This is a genomic window from Rhizobium sp. CF080, from assembly GCF_000282095.2.
Classification (GTDB): domain Bacteria; phylum Pseudomonadota; class Alphaproteobacteria; order Rhizobiales; family Rhizobiaceae; genus Neorhizobium.
Genome location: NZ_AKKC02000016.1, coordinates 340948 through 360076, shown reverse-complemented (window position 1 = coordinate 360076; position 19129 = coordinate 340948). Strand labels below are relative to the sequence as shown.

Genomic DNA, 19129 nt, shown 5'->3' with positions numbered 1-19129 from the left:
CGTCTATTTCGCCGGCTGTGGCTGCAGCACGCCGCGGTCGACCGGCTTTTCCTGGATCGGCCAGTGCACGACCGCGGCAAAGATGCCGAGCGCCACGCCGAGCCACCAGACCGGATCGTAGGAGCCGAACCGGTCGTAGAGATAACCGCCCATCCAAACCCCGAGGAACGAGCCCACCTGGTGCGACAGGAAGACGATGCCGCCGAGCAGCCCGAGATGGCGCGTGCCGAACATGATGGCGACGAGCCCGTTGGTCGGCGGCACGGTGGAAAGCCAGAGCAGCCCCATGACGATCGCGAACACGATCACCGAGACCGGCGTCTGCGGCAGAAGCAGGAAAGCCGTCACCGCAATCGACCGGGCGATATAGATATAGGCGAGGAAATAGGGCTTCGAATAGCGCTGGCCGATAAAGCCCGCGCCGAGCGAGCCGATGATGTTGAAGAAGCCGATCAGCGCCATGGCGATCACCGCAAACCGCGCATCGATGCCGATATCCCCGAGATAGGCCGGGAAATGTGCAGTGATGAAGGCGACCTGGAAGCCGCAGACGAAGAAACCGGAGGTGAGCAGCAGGTAGCTCTGATGGCCGAAGGCTTCCTTCAGGGCCGCACCCACCGATTGCTGGAACTGGCTGTGCGACTGGCTTCCCGAACTTGCATTGCCGCGCAGCGGAAAGGCAAGCAGCGGCACGATCAGCATCATGACCGACATATAGACCAGGCTGTCGGACCAGCCGAAATTGCTGATCAGCGCTTGGCTCAGCGGCGCAAACAGGAACATGCCGGCCGAGCCGGCGGCCGTGCCGATGCCGAACGCCATCGAGCGCTGCTCCGGCGTCACGTTGCGGGCAAAGGCCGAAAGGATGACGCTGAAGGAGCCGGCGCCGATCGCCAGGCCGATCAGCACGCCCCCGCCGATATGCAGCCAGACCGGCGCATTGGCATTGGCCATGACGATGAGGCCGGCGGCATAAAGCACCCCGGACATGGTGAGGACGCGGCCGGTGCCGTATTTGTCGGCAAGCGCCCCGAAGAATGGCTGGCCGAGGCCCCAGGCAAGGTTCTGGATCGCCATCGCCAGCCCGAAGGTGGACCGGTCCCAGCCGGTGTCGTGGAGCATCGGCAGCTGGAAGAAGCCCATGGCCGATCGCGGCCCGAAGGTCAGCATGGCGATCAAGGCTCCGGCGACAATGATCAGCCAGGGCAGCGAAGCCGGCCTCCGCGCGGATGGCGATGCAGACATGGGCATGCGATTCCTCCTCGAAAACAAGGGCAAACCATATCGCGTGCGCCGCTGTTCTTAAAACAACTTTTCCTCAATCAATCCATCACCGGGATTGATGGGGACACGCTCGGGAACTGCCCGCATAACTGTGGTTCCGGGTGCTGCACCCCCCTCTGTCCTGCCGGACATCTCCCCCTCAAGGGGGGAGATCGGATGTGGCACGACCTTCCCGCAACATTTGCCGCATCATTTGCAGCAAGGAAGATAGCTGAGACAGGGGAGGGGCGGCGCCACGAGTCAATCTCCCCCCTTGAGGGGGAGATGTCCGGCAGGACAGAGGGGGGTATCGGGAGGGCACGGCAGGAGCCGTATCGAATCAGGATCGGAGCAAAATATCCCCTGGACCTCCACGCCCCCTTATGGCGTCCCCGGCGGATCGATTGCCGGTGGGCTCGCGCGGCCGAGCCGAGCCTCCCGCCAGATGGTAAAAATGCCGGCGCCGATGACGATCGCCGAGCCGAGGATCATGTTGGCGGTCATCACCTCGCCGAACACGAAGACGCCGATCAGGCAGACCAGCACCGACTGGATATAGGACATCGGCTGCACGACCACCGCATCGAGCAGGTCGAAGGCGCGGATCAAAAGGTAATGCCCGCTCATTCCGGTGATGCACAGCACCAGCATCCACAGCCAGTCGCCAAGCGTGATATGCGTCCAGTAGAACGGGCCGACGAGGGTGATCGTCACGGCACCCACGACGCCGGTATAGAAGAAGGCGGTGTCGGACGTGTCGGTGCGGCTGGCAAGCCGGGTCATCACCGAATAGAGCGCAAACATCAGCGTCGCGACCATCGGGATGGCGATCTTGGTGTCGAAGGTGGCGTGCAGCGGATTGATGATCAGAAGGATGCCGATGAAGCCGACGCCGATCGCCGTCCACCGCCGCCAGCCGACCTTTTCGCCGAGCAACGGCACCGAAAGACAAGCGACCACCAGCGGCGTCGCCGCAAAGATCGTGTGACTGGCCGCAAGCCCGACGCGCGAGAAGGAGAAGATCGAGATGACGATCTGCACCGCAAGCAGCGCCCCGCGGGCGATCTGCAGCCACAGCCGGTTGGCCTTCGCCGCCGCCTTCACCCCGCCCGAAGACCGGCCCGCCAGCGCAAATGCGAAGCCCGCGAACGCCCAGTAGCGGATCATGGTGATGAAGATCGGCGGATAGGCGGTGCCCAGATGTTTGGAAATCCCGTCCTGCATCGAAAAGATCGTCACCGCCGCGATGGCGCAGAGGAGGCCGGTGGACCGAGGGGTCATGAAGGCAGTCTCTTTCGGGAAACCGCCCGAAAACCCGGCCGGCGCATGAGGATCAGGCAGCGTATGGTGATGACCCCGTTGTGACCGTTCGGCAAGGGCCCGGACAACCTGCTTTTGCGAATAGCTGCCATGCGTGAGGCGGGGGAGTGGGGGCGTGGTGGCCGCTTAGCGCCAAGCGCGGCCATTCCATTGTGTTCCGAGGCTTTGGCTGCACATCAACAATACGATCTCGCCCGAGCGCTGCAGTTGTGATCGCACAGGAATACCCGCAAGATCGCGGCAGGGGTGGTGATTCTGTGAGCAGGAGCATTCGGGCGAAATGAAGATACTTTGGGTCAAGTTCGGATGGTCGGAATACTATCGTGGCGGCTTGATTGGCGGAAACTTCCGTTGGCTCAAGGAGAACCGAGGTAAAGATAACAAGGCTCCGGGGCATGAGGCTTTCAATTTTAAGCCCTCCCCGGACGGGGTTTATTATTGTTACGTTCCGCCGCAGGCAGGAGACCATGCCCCGTCAAACGCCGACAACGAGGGGTGGACCGTTATTTGCCTCGCTAAGAACCCCAAATACAATGGCGTACACATTGTTGGCTGGTATGAGAATGCGACCCTTTGGGGTGGTTGGTACAAGCCACCAAAGAGTTTCTTTGCTGAGGCACCGGAGACGGGTTCAGCCTATGATTGGACCTATTGTATCACCAGTAAGTCTGCGTTTTTCATCCCTCCTGAGGAACGGACAAACCCCTTTTCGCACCCTTCGGTGCGTATGGGTAAGTACTCCTTCCTAGACGGGCCGGGTGTCGCCGCTACAGCAAATAAGAACCAGGTTCTCGAAATGATTGAGGAGAGACGGAACTCGCTAAAGAACATTGCGGTACATAATCCGTCCGACGCGAATGCACCAAATCCCGAGCTCGACGAGGGAGACCCCCTAACAGGCTTTGGAACCGCAGAGCATCGCCGCGCAGTCGAAATGGCGGCTGAAGAGGCGATTAAGCGATATTACGAGGATAAGGGTTTCTCCCACGAGCGAGTAGCGCATCTCAACATGGGGTTTGACATTCTCTTTAGAAAAGGGCGCACAGTTCACTGCGTCGAGGTTAAGGGTACCTCCGCCTCGGTGGAACGCTTCTTCTTGACAAGAAACGAGAATAACGCGCGCGCCGACGAAAATTGGCGGCTCGGTATTGTGACGCATGCGCTTAGCAAAAATCCCAAGGTGACCGTATACGACGACAAGGCATTAAAGTCCGCATTTGATCTAGAACCTTACGTATTCATTGGCAGCCGCGTTTTTGAGCCAATCAAGCTCTAAAGACATTATGGTTCGAGTCGGGCGCTGATATCACCCTTGAGGCAAAGACGGTCACTGGTAACTACAGCTACCATCGAAGAAACCGAAATTACCACGCTAACGGTGGGTTCTGGTGCACATCACAGTTCCCAAAGCCTTCAGTTGAGGTACGGCGCGAGAAGAGCAAAGGGCCGAAGACGGAGGCAAAATTCAGGTCTCATGCGACCGTCTGAAGGAGCATGAAGTTGTTCGATCTACACCAGACTCACCGCCCCACACCTCACCTCTCCACCAACAACCCCGAAACCAGCGTCAGAAACGCCTCCACCGCCTTTTTCGACACCGCCTCCGGGTCCTCCGCACTGGCAATCCAAAGTGCGGCACTCAAGGTGGCGCCGTTGACGAGGCGGGCGGTGGCTTCGGCGTCGATGGGGCGGATCGTGCCCTGGTCGATCAGGGTCTGCAGGCTTGCGGTGGTGGCGCGGATGCAGGCGCTCTGGTTCGGCCATTGCGACGGATCGCCGAGCACGGCCGGGCCGTCGAGCAGCATGATCCTCTGGATTTCCGGCTCCAGCGACATCTCGATATAGGCGACGCATTCGTCGACGAAGCCGCGCCAGGGGTTTTCCGCCCTGGCTGAAATCTCGCTGAGCCGGTCGGACATTTCCGCGTCCATCTGCATGATCACCGCCATCAGCAGGCCCTTCTTGTCGCCGAAATGGTGGTAGAGCGCCCCGCGCGTCAGTCCGGCGCCGGCGGTGAAATCGTCCATCGAGGCTTCGGCATAACCTTGGCGCGCAAACGCATGCCTTGCGGCGGCGATCAGCTTCGCCCGTGTTTCGGCGATCATTTCCTTGCGCGGCCTGGCGGCGCTCCTTGGGGCCGTGTCGGAAGTCATCTTGGTGACGATCTTGTCGGCCATCTTCTCAGCCATGCGGACTCCGGAATTATTCGCATACGCTGCGTATGCAAATTGACATACGGGATGTATGCGTTTATCTAGCTCACATACGCAGCGTATGTAAGTTCTCATTCAAGATAACCCAAGGAGCAGGTTATGCCCAATCCCTATCGCGAGATATTCGCAAGGCCGGGTACGAAAGGTTTTTCCGCCGCCGCTTTCGTGGCGAGGCTGCCGCTGCCGATGACGACGATCGGCCTCGTCGCTATGCTTTCCCAGACGCATGGCGAATATTGGCTGGCCGGCGCGGTCTCGGCCACGTTTGCCCTCGCCAACGCCTTCATCTCCCCGCAGGTGTCGCGCTGGGTGGATGCCAAGGGCCAGTCGGCCGTGCTGCTGCCGACGACGTTCGTCACCTTTTTCGCTCTGATCGGTCTTGCCACTGCTGCCTGGATGCGCTGGCCGATCTGGACGCTGTTCGCCTTCGCACTCGTCGCCGGGCTGATGCCGAGCATGATGGCGCTGGTGCGCGCCCGCTGGTCGGAGATCTATCGCGACCGGCCGGAACTGCACACCGCCTTCGCCTTCGAATCTGTCATCGACGAGCTCGTCTATATCTGCGGCCCGGTCTTCGGCATCGGCCTTAGCGTCGCGCTCTTCCCGGAAGCCGGCGTGCTCGCCTCGGCAGCCTTCCTAGCGGTCGGCACGACGCTGTTCGTCGTCCAGAAATCGACCGAACCGAAGGTCGATCCGCATCGCGTAAAAGGCGGCGGTTCGGTCATGCGGCGGCTGGCCATGTGGTTCCTGGTCGTGCTCTGCGCCGGCATGGGCGTTATCTTCGGCACGGCGGAAGTCTCGGTGGTCGCCTTCTCGGAAGCGCTGGGCAACAAGGGCGCCGCCACCTACATCCTGTCGGCCTATGCCGCCGGTTCCTTCGTGGTCGGCCTCGTCTTCGGCGCCATCAGGTTCAAGTCGTCGCTCGCCCGCCGGCTGCTCTTCGCAAGCCTGGTTGCCGCCGTCACCACGCTGCCCATGCCTTTCGTCGGCAGCCTCTGGGGCCTGACGGCGGTGATCTTCCTCGCCGGTGCCGCGATCTCGCCGACCTTCATTTCCGCCATGACCCTGATCGAACGCATCGTTCCCTCGTCGCAGGTCACGGAAGGCATCACCTATGCGATGACCGGCATGAGCATCGGCTTCGCCGCCGGCTCCTCGCTCGCCGGCTGGACGATCGATGCCTACGGCGCCTCCAACGGCTTCTGGGTCGCGGTCGCCGGCGGCGGGCTGGCCTTCACAACGATGCTGCTGGGTTATGGCTTGCTGAACAGGCCGGAGCCGCAGGCAGTGCCGAGTGGCGTGGCGCTCAATCCCGCCGAGTGATGGGAGGGGCCGCCTCGGGCGGCCCTTCAACTTTCCGGCGACAGGCGCTCGAAATAATAGCGTTCCATCTCGGGCACGTAACGCACCACCTGAAAGCCCGTCTTTTCGAGCAGTCGCCGTGAGGCGGCATTTTCCGGCCGGGCAAAGGCCCCGACCTTCGGCAGTTTCAGCACCTCGTCGGCTTCATGCATCGCTGCCGCCGTCAGCTCGCGGCCAAATCCCTTGCCCCAGCTATCGGGGTGAAAGTAGTAGCCGAGCTCGACGCCCCAGCCCGGATCGAAGGGGTCGTCGTAAAGCCCGCCCCAGCCGATGATCCGGCCACTCTCCTTCAGCTCCACCGTCCAGGGTGCGTAACCGTCCCGGCGCCGCCGCCATTCGTGCACCGCCACCCGCCGCCGGCATTCCCTCGGTGAGCCGTCCACATGGGTGAACCGCATCGCGTTCGGGTCGCCGAGGAATTCGAACAGGGCAGGGACGTCGGCAAGCTTTGGGCGCCTGAGGATGAGCCGGTCGGTGACGATCATCGATGGGAACCGCTCAAGCCCGCCGCTTGATCGCCCAGGCCTCCGCCCGCTCGGCAACCACCGTCGCCTCATCGCCGATCTTGATCCGCCCGGTGCCGCGCGGCACGGCGTTCCAGCCGAACAGCGGGCCGGGCACGCGCCGGTCGGCGGACATGCGGATGCGGCCCATGGCGGGGATGGGGTCCGGCACGTCGCGCGAGCCGGTCTGCTGGTCCTGCGTGGTCATGATGCAGCGGGCGCAAGGCTTGACGAAATCGAAGCGGATGCCGGCGATCTCAATGCCGGTCCAGCCGTCTTCCGCCCAAGGTTCGTCGTGATCGAGCACGATGTTCGGCCGGAACCGCTCCATGCCGACCGCGCCTTCGCCCTTCGCCGCCATGTCCGCATTGAGCGCGGCAAGCGACCCCGTCGTGGTCACCAGCACCTGGTAGCCGTCGGCAAAGGTCATCGGCGAATTGTCGCCCGCCCATTCGGGGCTTGCGACGCGCCGGGCCTGTTCGTCGAAGAACACCAGCCGGATATCGCGGCCGAGCCATTCCGACAGCACCGCATTGGCCGCATCGTCGGCAAGCGCAGCGTTGACGCTGGATTTCCACACCACCGTTTCCATGCGCCGGTCGGCCGGCGGCCGAGCGACGTTGATCTCGCCTTGCCCTTCCACCGCGAAGCGCACGGCATCGGTTTCCGGGTAGACCTCGAGCCTGGCGAGAGACTGCAATTCCCGCTGGGTGATGAACATGCCCGTCGGATCGACGACCATCATCTCCCGGTCGCCGGGAATGCCTGCGGCCGTGATCTCCGCTTCGTCAAGCGCAATGCCGCGGCCGCTCTTCAGGGGATAGAAGTTGAGTTCGCTGATCCGCATCGGGGGTCTCCTTCAGATCTCGTCGATGAAGAGGTCGAGGACCTGTTTCAGCCGCGCGTGCCGCTCTGTGGCAAAAGCCCGCCCCGCGGCCGTCTGGAAGCCGTCGGCGAGCTTGAACAGTTTCACCTCGAAATGGTCGATCGCAAAAGCCTTGTCGTCGAGCGGGCGATCTTTGGCGAGCGGATCGGCCGGGTCATAGAGGCCTGACCCCATCCGCCCGGCGATGTAGAAGCAGCGCGCCGCGCCCACCATGCCGATCGCATCCAGCCGGTCGGCATCCTGCAGCATCTTCGCCTCCAGCGTCTCGGGCGGAATATTGGCCGAAAAGCTGTGCGCGATCACCGCATGCGCGACCGCCGCGATATCCGCCTTCTCCCAGCCGAGATCGGCAAGGATCGCGGACGCCTTCTCGGCCGCCAGCCGCGAGGCCTGCGCCCGCAGCGGCGAGTTCTTTTCGACCGACACGCAATCGTGCAGCAACACGGCGGCGGCCAGCACCCGCCCGTCGCCGCCTTCCTGGGCGTGGATGCGCATCGCATTGCGGAAGACGCGCAGGATATGGGCGATATCGTGCGAGCCGTCGTCGCCCTCGGTCGCATGCGGGATCAGGGTTTCGGCAAGCGCCTCGAAAGGCGAAAAGGCGGCGACAAGCGAAACGGTCACGAAGCGGGTTCCTGGGAATCGGTGGCGGCGGGCTCACCGCTCTTGTTCACCAGAATGCGCTGGTAGAAAAGCCCGATCCCGATCAGCACCGCGCCGAGCCCGATGAACGACAGCGCCCGAAGAATCCCTTCGAGGTTCGACATGTCGACCAGGAACACTTTCACCACCGCGACCAGCACGAGAGCGGCGGAAGCGAGCCGCAGGCTCTTGGCGTCGAGCTTCGAGCCGATCGCCAGCAGCAACACGCCGATCAGCAGCCAGACCACCGAATAGGTATAGGTCTCGGCGGCCATGAATCCCTTCCAGTCGGCGATGTTCTCGCCCTGCCAGAAACGGCGCACCGAAAGCGTTGCCCACAGGAAACCGAGCACGGCGCCGGAGAGCGCCAGCATGATCACGTAAGGCATCGGCCGCCGCCCGCGGGCGTAATAGGCGACCAGTGCATAGGCGAGGCCGGGCAGGAGATAACCGAGCAGCAGCAGGTTGAGGAAAGGCCATGAACCGGTGTTTTCGCCGCTGAAATAGGGGTTGAGCGCAAACACATGCAGCGACAGCGCATTGATCGTCGCGAGCACACCGGCGATCATCGAACCCCAGCGGAAGACAGGGCTCGGCGACTTGAGGTCGAGCGTCATCAGGATACCCGAGAAGCCGACCGTCAGCAGCGTGTAGATCGACTGCTCGCCGAGCGTCGGCACCCGGTCGTCCAGCACACCGCCGTTCATCGCGTGGCGCACCAGCACCGCGACCGTCATCAGGGCGGCGAGCGACGCGAGCGCCTGCATCAGATTGCGGATGCGGAAATCCGAAGAGTCCTTCAAGAGATAGGCCGTCACGATCGCCAGCAGAGTCGGAATGCCGTAGCCCGGTAGCAGCGCGTTGAAGAACGGCGTGGTGCCGAGACTGTTCTGGCCGATCAGCGTCGGTTCCCAGGCGATGCGGCCAAAGACGATCAGGATCGCCGCCGCCATCATCCAGGGCAGCGCCGGCCAGGGCCGCGCCCGCATGCCGAGCACATAGGCAAAGCCGAGCACCGAAACCAGAATGGTGGTGACGATGCCGTTGGTCAGCGCATGCAGCGCCAGGGTGAAACCGGCAAACGAGCCGGCAACGACCAGATTGGCCGCCCAGTCTATGCGGCCATCCGTCTCGTCGCGGTCGCGGAACAGCCATTCGGCACCGGCCAGCAGCACGAGGCCGAGACCGACCCCGTAGAGCCCGTGGATCCAGTCGCGCCCGAGATTGCCGAAATTGAGGAAGCTGATCGTCGCCAGCGCCACCGGCACGCCCGACATCAGTACGCTCCAGACCATCGCGAATTCCGGCTCCGCCTTGCGGAAGCGCCTGAGAAACGCAAAGCCGAGCAGCGTGAACACCGCCCCGAGCAGCAGGCTGACGGCGATTTCGGTCGTATAGGTGATGACCGGCAGCGGCTCGTTGCCGACCGGCTGCGGCACATAGGTATCGAGCAGCGAAATCGCCACGATGGCGAGGCTCAGCACCGCTCCGCCAGCGGCAATCATCGCCGGCCAGACCGTGTAGACGCGGCTGGCACCGAGTGCCGCGAGCGCGGCGATCACTGCCGCGGCGGCGAAATACGGATCGATGCCGCCCACCGGGTTGGTCGCCAGCATCGCGAGCGACGGCAGTACCGACATGAACGCCACCGACAGCGTGATGGTCAGCGGCTGGCGTCCCAGCATTCCGCCCCAGCCGGCCTTGACCACCCGGTCCCTGCCATAGACTGCACCCGGCCAGAAGAAGCCGGTGCCGGCGATCATCACGATCAGCGTCAGCGCCGGCGGCAGCGTATCGAACTCGTCCGCGCCGATCGCATAGGCGACCACCCAGAGCCCGACGCCGATATTGGCGAGCATCGGCACGATCGTCCATTGACGGAAGCGCGAGGCGGCATTGACAGCAACCCAGGTGAGGCCGAGGAAGAGGAACAGTGCATTGGCGTTCGGTTCGTCGCTGGCGACGAGGCCGGGGGTCAGCAGCGAGGCGAGCAGGCCGAGCCCGGCCAGCGCCTGCCCGTGCAGCAGCGACAGCGCGATGGTGGCAAACGACACGAGCGCCAGCAGGATGAAGGCCGGGGTCGCGCCGATGAATTCATAGACGCCGTAGGCCGCATAGATTGCCCCGAGCAGCGTTACTGCACCCGCCGCCGTCAGCGCGCCGGGGATCATCGCATTGCTGAACCGGTCGGACACCTGCGGCATCGCCCGGCGCCGTACGATCTCGCCGCCGGCCATCAAGACGAGGCCGAACAGGCAGGCGAGCACGAGGCGTGCGCCCGGGCCGAGCAGCCCGGCCTCGATCGAAGCGCGCACCAGGAAGATGCCGCCGAAGGCAAGTGCCACGCCGCCGACCCAGACCGGCCAGCGGGCACCGAGATAACTTTCGAGGTTTTCCTTGGTCTTCGGCTTGGCGGCCGGCGGTGCTGCCGTCATTGCGGGAGCAGGGGCTTCTTCCGCGGTTGCAACGTCCTCGGCGGCTGTGCTCGCCGCGATCGTCTCTTCCGGCAAGGCTTCGGCCGGAACTGCTTCGGCCTGGGGCACCGGTTCCTCGATCACGTCCTCGGTGACGGCAGCGGCTGCAGCCACGGGAAGTGCCCCCGGCGCTGCTGCGGAGACCGGTTGCCGCGCCAGCAGATCGGCCTTGATCGCCTCCAGCTCCTGTTCGAGCGCACCCACTCGGGTCGCGGTCTTGCGATTGAGACCCATCATCAGGATCACCAGCAGCAGAAGGAGGATTTCGATCATCGGCACGCTCGCGGGTGAGGAGTTCTGTCGAGCGGTTATACAATTGCCGGGCGAGGGAAGGGAAGAGCCGTGTTCCACAACCCAACCTCAATCGGAAGCCACGGAAACCATTGCCGTTTTTGAGGACCACCCAAGCCGGATCCAATGGCCCGGATTTCGGTTGCGGTATCGTCCGGACGAGGTTTCAGGCGTTGGCTGCGGCAACCCGTTTCTCCTCCACGGTGCCCGCTGCCGTATTCCCGTGTTCCGCGAACCATGGCTCACCGCTTCGCTAACGCACTGAACCATATCGAAGTGGATTTTTGGCGCTCCCGCCTGACGTGCAGTTCTCAAGCGGTTCTGCCAAAAACATCGGCAGAACTCTGCGCATTGAAATAGCGTTCGCACATATAACGATCAATTCTAAAGTATGATTGTTTTATGTGCAATTTCGACTTGCGCGCCCGCATAATAAACGCTTGGATGCTTCCTATCCGAACAAAAAACTCCAGGGGGACGACCTTTCATGATCTCGCGCAGACTGTTCTCAAAACTCCCGGCCGTCGCGGCCCTTGCGCTTGCCGCCGGCTTTTCCTCTGCTCCCGCCCCGGCGCTGGCGCAAACCGCGGTCAAGCTGACGCTCGACTGGAAGTTCGAAGGCCCGGCCGCCGGCTTCCTGCTGGCGCAGGACAAGGGTTACTTCAAGGCCGAGGGCCTCGACGTCACGATCGACACCGGCAACGGCTCGGTGGAGGCGATCCCGCGCGTTGCGACCGGCGCCTACCAGATGGGTTTCGGCGATATCAACTCGCTGATCAAGTTCCTCGACGAGGACCCGAACCAGAAGATCAAGGCCGCGATGATGATCTACGAGCGCCCGACCTTCGCGGTCGTCGGCCGCAAGTCGCTCGGCATCACCACCGATCCGAAGTCGCTGGAAGGCAAGAAGCTCGGCGCGCCGCCGCCGGACGGCGCCTTCGCCCAGTGGAAGGCTTTCAAGCAGGTAGCCAAGATCGACGATTCCAAGATCACGCTCGAATCGATCGGCTTCCCGGTCCGCGAGCCGATGCTCGCCCAGGGCAAGGTCGACGCGGTCTTCGGTTTCGCCTTCTCGGTCATCCTCAATCTGAAGGCCCAGGGCATCAAGGATGACGACATCGCCACCATCCTGATGGCCGAGAACGGCCTCAACCTTTATGGCAACGCCATCCTCATCAACACCGATTTCGCGGCCAAGAACCCGGCCGCCGTCAAGGGTGTCCTGAAGGCGCTCGCCAAGGGCTTTGCCGATGCCGTCGCCAAGCCGGAAGAAGGCGTCGCCGCCGTCTTGAAGCGCAACGAGACGCTCAACAAGGATATCGAACTCGAGCGCCTGAAAATGGCAAACGCGATGAACATCAAGACCCCTTACGTCGTCGCCAACGGCTTTGGCGGCATCGATCCGGCCCGCCTTGCCGCCTCGATCGACACGCTGAAAGTCTCCATGGGCCTCAAGGGCAACGTCAAGGCCGACCAGGTCTTCGACGCCAGCTTCCTGCCGGCCAAGGAACAGCGGTTGCTGCCCTGATTGGATCTATCTTCTCCCCTCGGGGAGAAGATGCCCGATAGGGCAGATGAGGGGGAGGAGCGCAGCGACGCCTTGAGCGATAAGCGAAAGGCCGAATCCGCGGCGGGCGCCCCCTCATCCGACCCTTCGGGCCACCTTCTCCCCGAGGGGAGAAGAGGAAGCAAGCCGCCAGCAACGGAGACCCAATGACGCACCTCGTTTCCATCGACAATGTCGACATGCGCTATGGCGGTGCTGCCGGCACGCTTGCCGTCTCCGGCCTGACCATGAAGGTCGGCAAGGGCGAGTTCGCGGCGGTTGTCGGCCCGTCCGGCTGCGGCAAGTCGACACTGATGAAACTGGTCACCGGCCTGCACATCCCGCAGAGCGGCGTCGTGGTCGTCGCCGAAAAGCAGGTGACCAAGCCGGTTTCGATCGTCGGCATGGCCTTCCAGAACCCGACCATGCTGCCCTGGCGCACCACGCTCGACAACATCCTCCTGCCGCTCGAAATCGTCGAGAGACACCGCCACCGCCTGCGCGCCAACAAGAAGGAGTATGTCGAAAAGGCCGAACACCTGCTCGAAACCGTCGGCTTGAAGGGTTTCGGCTCGAAATTCCCCTGGCAGCTGTCCGGCGGCATGCAGCAGCGCGCCAATCTCTGCCGGGCGCTGATCCACGAACCCGAACTCTTGATGCTCGACGAACCGTTTGGCGCCCTCGACGCGTTCACCCGCGAGGAGCTGTGGTGCGTCATCCGCGACCTGCATGCGGCGCAGGGCGTCACCATCATCCTCGTCACTCACGACCTGCGCGAGGCGACTTTCCTGGCCGACCGCATCTTCGTGATGAGCGCCCGTCCCGGCAAGGTGCTGAAGGAACATGCCGTGCCCTTCGCACGTCCCCGCGATCTGGAAGTCATGTACGAAAAGGCCTTCAACGACATGGTGCATGAACTGCACGGTGAAATCGCCAGCGCGAGGGTTGTCGCATGAGTGTGCTGACCGAAAACACCGCGACGCCCGGAAAACCGCTTGCCCAGCGGATCAACTGGGTGAAACTCGCCCCCTGGCTCTATACGATCGGGCTTTTCCTCGCCTGGGAACTACTGGTCATCGTGCTGCAGACACCGCCCACCATCCTGCCGGCGCCGTCGCGCGTCTTCCAGGCGATCGTGCAATACTGGTCGCCGATCTGGAAGAACTCGCTGCAGACGCTCTATACGACCACCGTCGGCTTCGCGATCGCCGTGGTGGCGGGCCTGGCGATCGGCCTTTTCATCGGCTGGTCGAAGGCGATCTATGCCGGGCTCTATCCGCTGATGATCGGCTTCAACGCCATCCCCAAGGTGGCGCTCGTACCGATCCTGGTCATCTGGTTCGGCATCGGGGCCGTGCCTGCCATCCTCACCGCCTTCCTGATCTCCTTCTTCCCGATCGTCGTCAACGTCGCGACCGGCCTTGCCACCATCGAGCCGGAAACCGAGGACGTGCTGCGCGCGCTCGGCGCGAAGAAACTCGACATCATGCTGAAGGTCGGCATCCCGCGTTCCATGCCCTATTTCTTCGGCTCGCTGAAAGTGGCGATCACGCTCGCCTTCGTGGGTTCGGTCGTGTCGGAAACCGTCGCTTCGAACTACGGCCTCGGCAACATGATGAGCTCCGCCCAGAGCCAGTTCAACGTGCCTCTGGTTTTCGCCGGCCTCCTGATGCTCGCCGTCGAAGGCATCGCCATGTATGCGCTGATGGCCTGGATCGAGATGCGCATGACGGGCTGGGCGCATCGTTCGACCATGTCGCAGTGACGCGCCGGTGGCCTTCGGCGCGGGTTTTGCGTCTGCGATCCCGGTTACTCCCGTTGTTCCGCCCGAAAAACATCCCGCAAGCGCTCGACGACCTCTGCAACGCCTGGCCCTTGAATCGGCGGCGGCACTAATCGTTCGCAGAGTTCCCGCCAGACGAAGAATGTCAGTTCCGCCCCGTCGGTCGTGGTCTCGCCCGGGCCTTCCGCGAAGGTATTGAGCATCCTGTATCGCTTGTCCTGCCAGAAAAGTGCCTCTACCCAAGCGTAGATGGGAATCACGTGGAAATGGATCGAATGGCCCGGCGAATGTCCGTATCGTCCAATATAGACCCGCTCCGCATTTAGGTTCTGCCTCAGCACCTTCTGAGCCTTCGCCATCAGTGGCCCGAGTTCCAGGAGCGCTTCGTCCGCAAGCTCGAAGAGATCATCCGCAAAGCGCTTGGAGCCGATCATCAGATAGCCGGGAAAGGCGGAATTCGTCCGGTGATTGACGAGCCAGTGCGGCGTCTCGAAGACATGAAGTTCTGGAGGAATGGGCATTTCGATCGATCCGTGCGAGGAATCCTTGCAGAAGGGGTAGCAACAGCCACAGGCCGCGGCAATGTTAATAAGGAAAGTCCATTTGACCTTTACTTTGAGACCAAATGAACTACATTTGGTCTCGACGCAAAGGAGCTTCGGCATGGCGGTCACGGCAAGGAAAGAACAGGCGGAACAGCTGACGGCGGTTGCCCTGAAAGCGTTCGGCAATGTTGTGGCCGAATGGGGCGTGCCGGTGAACGAGGCGGCAGCACTCGCCGACATGTCGGAAAGCACCTGGAAACGCGCCCGGAAACCCGGTTACTCCGGCGGGCTGACCAAGGACCAGATGCTGCGCCTCAGCGCCGTCATCGGCATCTACAAGGCGCTGAAACTCTATTTCAGCGATCCGATCGCCACCAGGTGGATGACGCTACCGAACGAGGGACCGCTGTTTCGCGGCGCCCGGCCCATCGATACGCTGATTGACGAGGGGTTGCCGCAATTCCTCGCCGTCCGCAATTACCTCGATGCCCTGCGGGGCGGCGCGTGATCGTCACGCCGGTCAGCGACCGGGCCCTGGTGCGGCTGATCCCGGCGACCTACCACAAGCCGCCGAGCCTGCGCGGCCTGGTGGATAGCGACGAGGAACTGGCGATCCTTGCCGAGATCGAGGGCATGACCAGCGCCCGCCTCGCCGCCGAGCGCGGGCTGAACCTGCATCTCGACCGCCGCGAGCTCGCCTGGAAACGCCGCAAGCACGACCTGCAGGTCTATGGCAACACGCATATCAACGCCGCCTTCACCTACACGCGAAAAGGCGGAAACCGCTTCAACGACGAGACCCGCGGCGCCTGGTACTGCAGCTGGGACACCATGACCTCGCTCGCCGAGGTCGCCTTCCACAAGACCCGCGAACTGAAGTTCATCGGCCTGTTCGAGGAGACGGCGCGCTACGTCGAACTGCTCGCGGATTTCATCGGCGAGTACCCCGATATCACCGACGAGCGAGGCCACCCGGCGCTCGACCCCGATCCGGCTATCGGTTATCCCCAGGGCCAGGCGCTTGCCGAAAAACTGAGGCGCGACGGCCATGACGGCCTGATCTATCCATCGGTGCGCCACAACGATGGTCGCTGCCTCGTCGCCTTCGAACCGACGGCCATTCGCAACGTCCGCCCCGGCGCGGCCTGGGACATCGTCTGGTCGGGCAGCGAGGAATACGGCCTCAAGGCCGTGTGACGGCGATTGCCGAATCGATTCTCGTGAGATTTGGGCATCGGGCCGGCTTCCTCGTGAAAAGCCGGCCCGATGCATCCTTTCCTTCAGGTCCGCTCTGCGACCGGTTCGTCCGCACCGTGAGGAGCCGGAGGTCCGCTCTCACCGGAAACGTCGCGGGTTTCTACCTGAGGGTCTGGAAGCTGTTCTGGCGGTTTGTCGCCAGGGAATTTGTCGAAGGCGAGTTTGATGTCCTTGGTCAGGTCGCGGCCTGCGCTCCACCAGTCGCTGCTCCTGGTCCAGTAGCGCAGCGTCAGCTTGGCGCTGCCGGCATCGAATTCGGCCATGTAGACGAGAGGCGCCGGGTCCTTCAGCACTCGTTTGTCGCCGCCGGCGATGGCCATCAGTTTCGCCTGCGCCCGGCCGATATCGCCGTCACCAATGCCGACCGAGATCTCGTTGCGGCGGGTCTTCAAGCGGCTGTAATTGGTGATCGGCACGTTCCACAGCGTCGAGTTCGGCGCCAGCCGATAGACGCCGTCGGCGGTCCGGAGCTCCGTCGCAAACAGCCCGACATCGACGATCGTGCCGGTGACGCTGCCGGTCTCGATGCTCTCGCCGACCCGGAATGGCCGCAGCACCAAAAGCATGATGCCCGCCGCGATGTTCTGCAGCGTGCCCTGCAGCGCGAGGCCGACCGCAAGGCCGATCGCGCCCAGCGCCGCGAGCACCGACGCCGTCTGCACCCCGAACTGGCCGAGCACCATGACGATGACCAAGACTAGGATGGCGTAGCGGATGATGTTGGAGAAGAATTGCGACAGCGTCGCATCGATTCCGTGGATGCGCGACAGGCCGCGATGCGCCCAGCGGCTGATCAGGCCGGCGGCCATCCAGCCGAGGATGAGCAGGACGATCGCGCCGACGGCGGAGAAGGAATATTGCACCGCCAGCGCGCTCAGCTGAGCGAGCGCTGCTCTCGTGGCCACAACGAATTCCGATGCCTGGTCCATCCGGCAATCTGCTCCTTCTTTCGGTTTCGCCGTTAATTGGCGCAGCAGACCGCGAGGTCAAGAAAAAAATGGCGCTTTCCCGCGCCTGGCTAAACAATTAGGAAAGTTCAACTTTCAGGTTCAATGCGAGATTTCAGCGGCAGGATGAAGGACGCCCGCCCATCGGTCTCGGCGCCGCGGCCGATCCCCTTGATGGCGGCGACCAGCCGGCTGTTCCGCCCGAGCAGCCGGTCGCCGATCTCGATCAGCCGCGTATTCGGCGTCGCATGCGGCGCGACGCTGCGAAGCCTTGCGGCCAGCGCAAAATCGTCTTCCTCGGGATGCAGCGAGAGCGCGGCGATCACCGCGGCGGCCGGCGATCGGGAGACGCCCATCCAGCAATGGATGACGATCGGCGCCGACTGGTCCCAGTCGCGCACGAAGGCGATCAGGCTTTCCACATGCGCCTCGCTGGGCGCGATCAGGTCGCCCGTGCCAGCAAAGCCGATATCGTTCATCGCAAGCTTCAGGTGGCGATCGGCGGAAATCACGCCCGGCCGGTGAAAATCCTGTTTTTCGGCGATCAGGCTCACCATTTCGCGCGCCTTGTGCCGCACGGCGGTCTCGGCGATGGCGGCGAGCGGGCAGACGATAATCGCGGTCATGGCGCCTTGCCCGGAGCGGCGCGTTCGGCCTCGATCTGATGGAACCGGTCGAGGAAAAGCTGTTGGGCCGTCAGTGCCGGCATCGGCTGGATCGGCAGCATGTCGCGGGTGATGCCGCGCGGCTGGCCGAAGAATTTCCGGGCCTCGGCGACCGAGAAGCCGGCAAGTTCGGTGGCCTCGAAAAAGGCGGCGATCGTATCGGCCTTCTTGATCAGCGCCTTGAGTTCGCGGGTCGGATGCGGCGGCAGGCCGAAGCGCAGATGGATCGCCGCCTCCAGCCGCTGCTCGACCGCCTTGTAGCCGCCGCCGACCACCGATTTGAACGGCGAGATCATGTCGCCGATCACATATTCCGGCGCATCGTGCAGCATCGCCATCTGCAGAGCATCGGCCGCGCAGGCCTCGTTGCAGCGTCGGAAGATTTCCTCGACCACGAGGCAATGCTGGGCGACCGAAAAGGCATGGTCACCGCGCGTCTGGCCGTTCCAGCGGGCGACGCGGGCAAGCCCGTGGGCGATATCGGAAATTTCGACGTCGAGCGGCGAGGGATCTAGCAGGTCGAGCCGCCGTCCCGACAGCATGCGTTGCCAGGCCCGTGCCGTTACTGCTGGGCTCACGTCTCGGCCTCTTCAGCCTCGACCGGGAAGGAGAGCCCGCTCCAGGCGGGAAGCGTCAGGCTGACGGTGACATCGCCGGCGGAAATCGGCACCCCATGCGCCAAGGCGTCGCCGACGCGGTCGATGCGCACGATCGCCAGGCCTTTGTTGCCCGAGACCGATCCAAGCGTGCCGACCGGCTTGCCGCCGGCTATGATCTCGGTGCCGGAAGCGGGCAGGGCGGCCTCGCCCGAAACGATCGCCACCCGCCGCCGCGCCGTGCCGCGATGCTGCATGCGGGAAACGACCTCCTGGCCGACATAGCAGCCCTTGCGGAAGGAAAGTCCGCTCGTCTGGTCGAGCAGCACGTCATGTGGGAAGGCGTCCTGCAGCGCATAGTCGTGGCCGGACATCGGGATGCCGGCGTCGATGCGGAGAGCATGATAGGCCGGTTCCGGCCCGTCACCCAGCTTGCCGGGCGCGCGGGTGAGCGTGATTCCTGCCTTGGCAAAGGCCGCGTCCCTCACCGCGCTCTTGTCCGAATCGTCGCCCCAGAAAATGGTAACTCCGTCTTCCGCACCGGCCGCGATATCGACCGCGGCGCGCAGCTTGTACATGGTCAGCCGCCGCATCAGCGCCTCGCGCTGGGCCGTCTCGGTCTCGATGAGAAAACCGTCGCCCTCGCGCCAGACCAGGAAATCGAACAGGATCTTGCCCTGCGGCGTTAAGAGCGCACCCGGCCGGGCTTCTCCTTCCGGCAGCGAATCGATGTCGGTGGTGATCAGCCCCTGCAGGAAATCCTGCGCGTCCTTGCCGGTGAGGCGGATCAGGCTTCGCGAGGGAAGAATGGCGGCGGGCATGGTGAAGGAATCCGG

The 19129-nt window shown here is 63.4% G+C and carries 19 protein-coding genes; 7 read left to right on the top strand and 12 right to left on the bottom strand.

The features are described 5' to 3' along the window. Positions 1-3: 3 nt before the first annotated feature. Positions 4-1245, bottom strand: coding sequence for an MFS transporter (locus PMI07_RS32065; protein ID WP_037088857.1), 1242 nt, complete (start codon positions 1243-1245; stop codon positions 4-6). A 399-nt stretch (positions 1246-1644) separates the two neighbouring features. Next, positions 1645-2544 carry a DMT family transporter gene (locus PMI07_RS32060; RefSeq protein ID WP_007772776.1) on the bottom strand — a complete coding sequence of 300 codons (900 nt, stop codon included), beginning with the start codon at positions 2542-2544 and terminating at the stop codon, positions 1645-1647. Positions 2545-2863: 319 nt separating this feature from the next. Here PMI07_RS32060 and PMI07_RS32055 point away from each other — a divergent pair, with 319 nt between their 5' ends. Further along, entirely contained in the window at positions 2864-3859 is a 996-nt protein-coding gene (locus PMI07_RS32055) for a DUF3883 domain-containing protein (protein WP_007772778.1), read from the top strand. A 259-nt stretch (positions 3860-4118) separates the two neighbouring features. Here the strand turns inward: PMI07_RS32055 and PMI07_RS32050 are convergent, their stop codons facing one another. Continuing rightward, a complete protein-coding gene (locus PMI07_RS32050; protein WP_155956728.1) occupies positions 4119-4688 on the bottom strand; it encodes a TetR/AcrR family transcriptional regulator in 570 nt (189 codons plus the stop codon). 207 nt (positions 4689-4895) lie between these two features. Between PMI07_RS32050 and PMI07_RS32045 the strand changes: the two genes are divergently transcribed. After that, positions 4896-6119, top strand: a complete 1224-nt coding sequence (locus tag PMI07_RS32045; protein ID WP_024164354.1) for an MFS transporter — start codon at positions 4896-4898, stop codon at positions 6117-6119. A 26-nt stretch (positions 6120-6145) separates the two neighbouring features. Here the strand turns inward: PMI07_RS32045 and PMI07_RS32040 are convergent, their stop codons facing one another. Genes PMI07_RS32040 through PMI07_RS32025 form a run of 4 tightly spaced genes read right to left on the bottom strand, consistent with a single transcriptional unit; the run spans position 6146 to position 10936 of the window. After that, complete coding sequence (locus tag PMI07_RS32040) at positions 6146-6643, bottom strand: GNAT family N-acetyltransferase (RefSeq protein WP_007762091.1); 498 nt, start codon at positions 6641-6643, stop codon at positions 6146-6148. 13 nt (positions 6644-6656) lie between these two features. After that, positions 6657-7508: an MOSC domain-containing protein gene (locus tag PMI07_RS32035; RefSeq protein WP_024164353.1), complete on the bottom strand. Its 852-nt coding sequence runs from the start codon at positions 7506-7508 to the stop codon at positions 6657-6659. Positions 7509-7520: 12 nt separating this feature from the next. Beyond that, positions 7521-8171, bottom strand: a complete 651-nt coding sequence (locus PMI07_RS32030) for an HD domain-containing protein (RefSeq protein WP_007768836.1) — start codon at positions 8169-8171, stop codon at positions 7521-7523. Next, on the bottom strand, positions 8168-10936 hold the full coding sequence (locus PMI07_RS32025) for a DUF2339 domain-containing protein (protein WP_007768833.1): 2769 nt from the start codon (positions 10934-10936) through the stop codon (positions 8168-8170). The genes PMI07_RS32030 and PMI07_RS32025 overlap by 4 nt, the downstream gene beginning before the upstream one ends. Before the next feature lie 505 nt (positions 10937-11441). On the opposite strand from PMI07_RS32025, the gene PMI07_RS32020 reads away from it, so the two are divergent. The 3 genes from PMI07_RS32020 to PMI07_RS32010 all read left to right on the top strand — a co-directional run bounded on the left by PMI07_RS32020 (position 11442) and on the right by PMI07_RS32010 (position 14265). Then, on the top strand, positions 11442-12482 hold the full coding sequence (locus PMI07_RS32020) for an ABC transporter substrate-binding protein (protein WP_007768830.1): 1041 nt from the start codon (positions 11442-11444) through the stop codon (positions 12480-12482). A gap of 185 nt (positions 12483-12667) precedes the next feature. After that, a complete protein-coding gene (locus tag PMI07_RS32015) occupies positions 12668-13456 on the top strand; it encodes an ABC transporter ATP-binding protein (protein ID WP_007768827.1) in 789 nt (262 codons plus the stop codon). Beyond that, a complete protein-coding gene (locus tag PMI07_RS32010; RefSeq protein ID WP_007768823.1) occupies positions 13453-14265 on the top strand; it encodes an ABC transporter permease in 813 nt (270 codons plus the stop codon). The genes PMI07_RS32015 and PMI07_RS32010 overlap by 4 nt, the downstream gene beginning before the upstream one ends. A gap of 44 nt (positions 14266-14309) precedes the next feature. On the opposite strand, the gene PMI07_RS32005 is transcribed toward PMI07_RS32010, so the two are convergent. Beyond that, on the bottom strand, positions 14310-14804 hold the full coding sequence (locus tag PMI07_RS32005) for an HIT family protein (RefSeq protein WP_007768820.1): 495 nt from the start codon (positions 14802-14804) through the stop codon (positions 14310-14312). A 142-nt stretch (positions 14805-14946) separates the two neighbouring features. Here PMI07_RS32005 and PMI07_RS32000 point away from each other — a divergent pair, with 142 nt between their 5' ends. Further along, the gene (locus PMI07_RS32000; protein ID WP_007768817.1) at positions 14947-15336 is read left to right on the top strand and encodes an MbcA/ParS/Xre antitoxin family protein; all 390 of its coding nucleotides are present in this window, start codon (positions 14947-14949) and stop codon (positions 15334-15336) included. Continuing rightward, positions 15333-16025: an RES family NAD+ phosphorylase gene (locus PMI07_RS31995; RefSeq protein WP_007768814.1), complete on the top strand. Its 693-nt coding sequence runs from the start codon at positions 15333-15335 to the stop codon at positions 16023-16025. The genes PMI07_RS32000 and PMI07_RS31995 overlap by 4 nt, the downstream gene beginning before the upstream one ends. An 83-nt stretch (positions 16026-16108) precedes the next feature. On the opposite strand, the gene PMI07_RS31990 is transcribed toward PMI07_RS31995, so the two are convergent. The 4 genes from PMI07_RS31990 to PMI07_RS31975 form a co-directional block, all read right to left on the bottom strand. Beyond that, entirely contained in the window at positions 16109-17014 is a 906-nt protein-coding gene (locus PMI07_RS31990) for a mechanosensitive ion channel domain-containing protein (protein WP_007768811.1), read from the bottom strand. Between the two features lie 107 nt (positions 17015-17121). After that, positions 17122-17658, bottom strand: coding sequence for a tyrosine phosphatase family protein (locus tag PMI07_RS31985; protein WP_007768808.1), 537 nt, complete (start codon positions 17656-17658; stop codon positions 17122-17124). After that, positions 17655-18239: an HD family hydrolase gene (locus PMI07_RS31980; protein ID WP_037088775.1), complete on the bottom strand. Its 585-nt coding sequence runs from the start codon at positions 18237-18239 to the stop codon at positions 17655-17657. The genes PMI07_RS31985 and PMI07_RS31980 overlap by 4 nt, the downstream gene beginning before the upstream one ends. Positions 18240-18271: 32 nt before the next feature. Continuing rightward, a complete protein-coding gene (locus PMI07_RS31975) occupies positions 18272-19114 on the bottom strand; it encodes a folate-binding protein YgfZ (protein ID WP_007752674.1) in 843 nt (280 codons plus the stop codon). Between the last annotated feature and the right edge of the window lie 15 nt (positions 19115-19129).

Bases quoted from the DNA above. Each gene is read 5' to 3' on its own strand.
- PMI07_RS32065 (WP_037088857.1), bottom strand. From the start codon at position 1,245: ATGTCTGCATCGCCATCCGCGCGGAGGCCGGCTTCGCTGCCCTGGCTG.
- PMI07_RS32060 (WP_007772776.1), bottom strand. From the start codon at position 2,544: ATGACCCCTCGGTCCACCGGCCTCCTCTGCGCCATCGCGGCGGTGACG.
- PMI07_RS32055 (WP_007772778.1), top strand. From the start codon at position 2,864: ATGAAGATACTTTGGGTCAAGTTCGGATGGTCGGAATACTATCGTGGC.
- PMI07_RS32050 (WP_155956728.1), bottom strand. From the start codon at position 4,688: ATGATCGCCGAAACACGGGCGAAGCTGATCGCCGCCGCAAGGCATGCG.
- PMI07_RS32045 (WP_024164354.1), top strand. From the start codon at position 4,896: ATGCCCAATCCCTATCGCGAGATATTCGCAAGGCCGGGTACGAAAGGT.
- PMI07_RS32040 (WP_007762091.1), bottom strand. From the start codon at position 6,643: ATGATCGTCACCGACCGGCTCATCCTCAGGCGCCCAAAGCTTGCCGAC.
- PMI07_RS32035 (WP_024164353.1), bottom strand. From the start codon at position 7,508: ATGCGGATCAGCGAACTCAACTTCTATCCCCTGAAGAGCGGCCGCGGC.
- PMI07_RS32025 (WP_007768833.1), bottom strand. From the start codon at position 10,936: ATGATCGAAATCCTCCTTCTGCTGCTGGTGATCCTGATGATGGGTCTC.
- PMI07_RS32020 (WP_007768830.1), top strand. From the start codon at position 11,442: ATGATCTCGCGCAGACTGTTCTCAAAACTCCCGGCCGTCGCGGCCCTT.
- PMI07_RS32015 (WP_007768827.1), top strand. From the start codon at position 12,668: ATGACGCACCTCGTTTCCATCGACAATGTCGACATGCGCTATGGCGGT.
- PMI07_RS32010 (WP_007768823.1), top strand. From the start codon at position 13,453: ATGAGTGTGCTGACCGAAAACACCGCGACGCCCGGAAAACCGCTTGCC.
- PMI07_RS32005 (WP_007768820.1), bottom strand. From the start codon at position 14,804: ATGCCCATTCCTCCAGAACTTCATGTCTTCGAGACGCCGCACTGGCTC.
- PMI07_RS32000 (WP_007768817.1), top strand. From the start codon at position 14,947: ATGGCGGTCACGGCAAGGAAAGAACAGGCGGAACAGCTGACGGCGGTT.
- PMI07_RS31990 (WP_007768811.1), bottom strand. From the start codon at position 17,014: ATGGACCAGGCATCGGAATTCGTTGTGGCCACGAGAGCAGCGCTCGCT.
- PMI07_RS31985 (WP_007768808.1), bottom strand. From the start codon at position 17,658: ATGACCGCGATTATCGTCTGCCCGCTCGCCGCCATCGCCGAGACCGCC.
- PMI07_RS31980 (WP_037088775.1), bottom strand. From the start codon at position 18,239: ATGCTGTCGGGACGGCGGCTCGACCTGCTAGATCCCTCGCCGCTCGAC.
- PMI07_RS31975 (WP_007752674.1), bottom strand. From the start codon at position 19,114: ATGCCCGCCGCCATTCTTCCCTCGCGAAGCCTGATCCGCCTCACCGGC.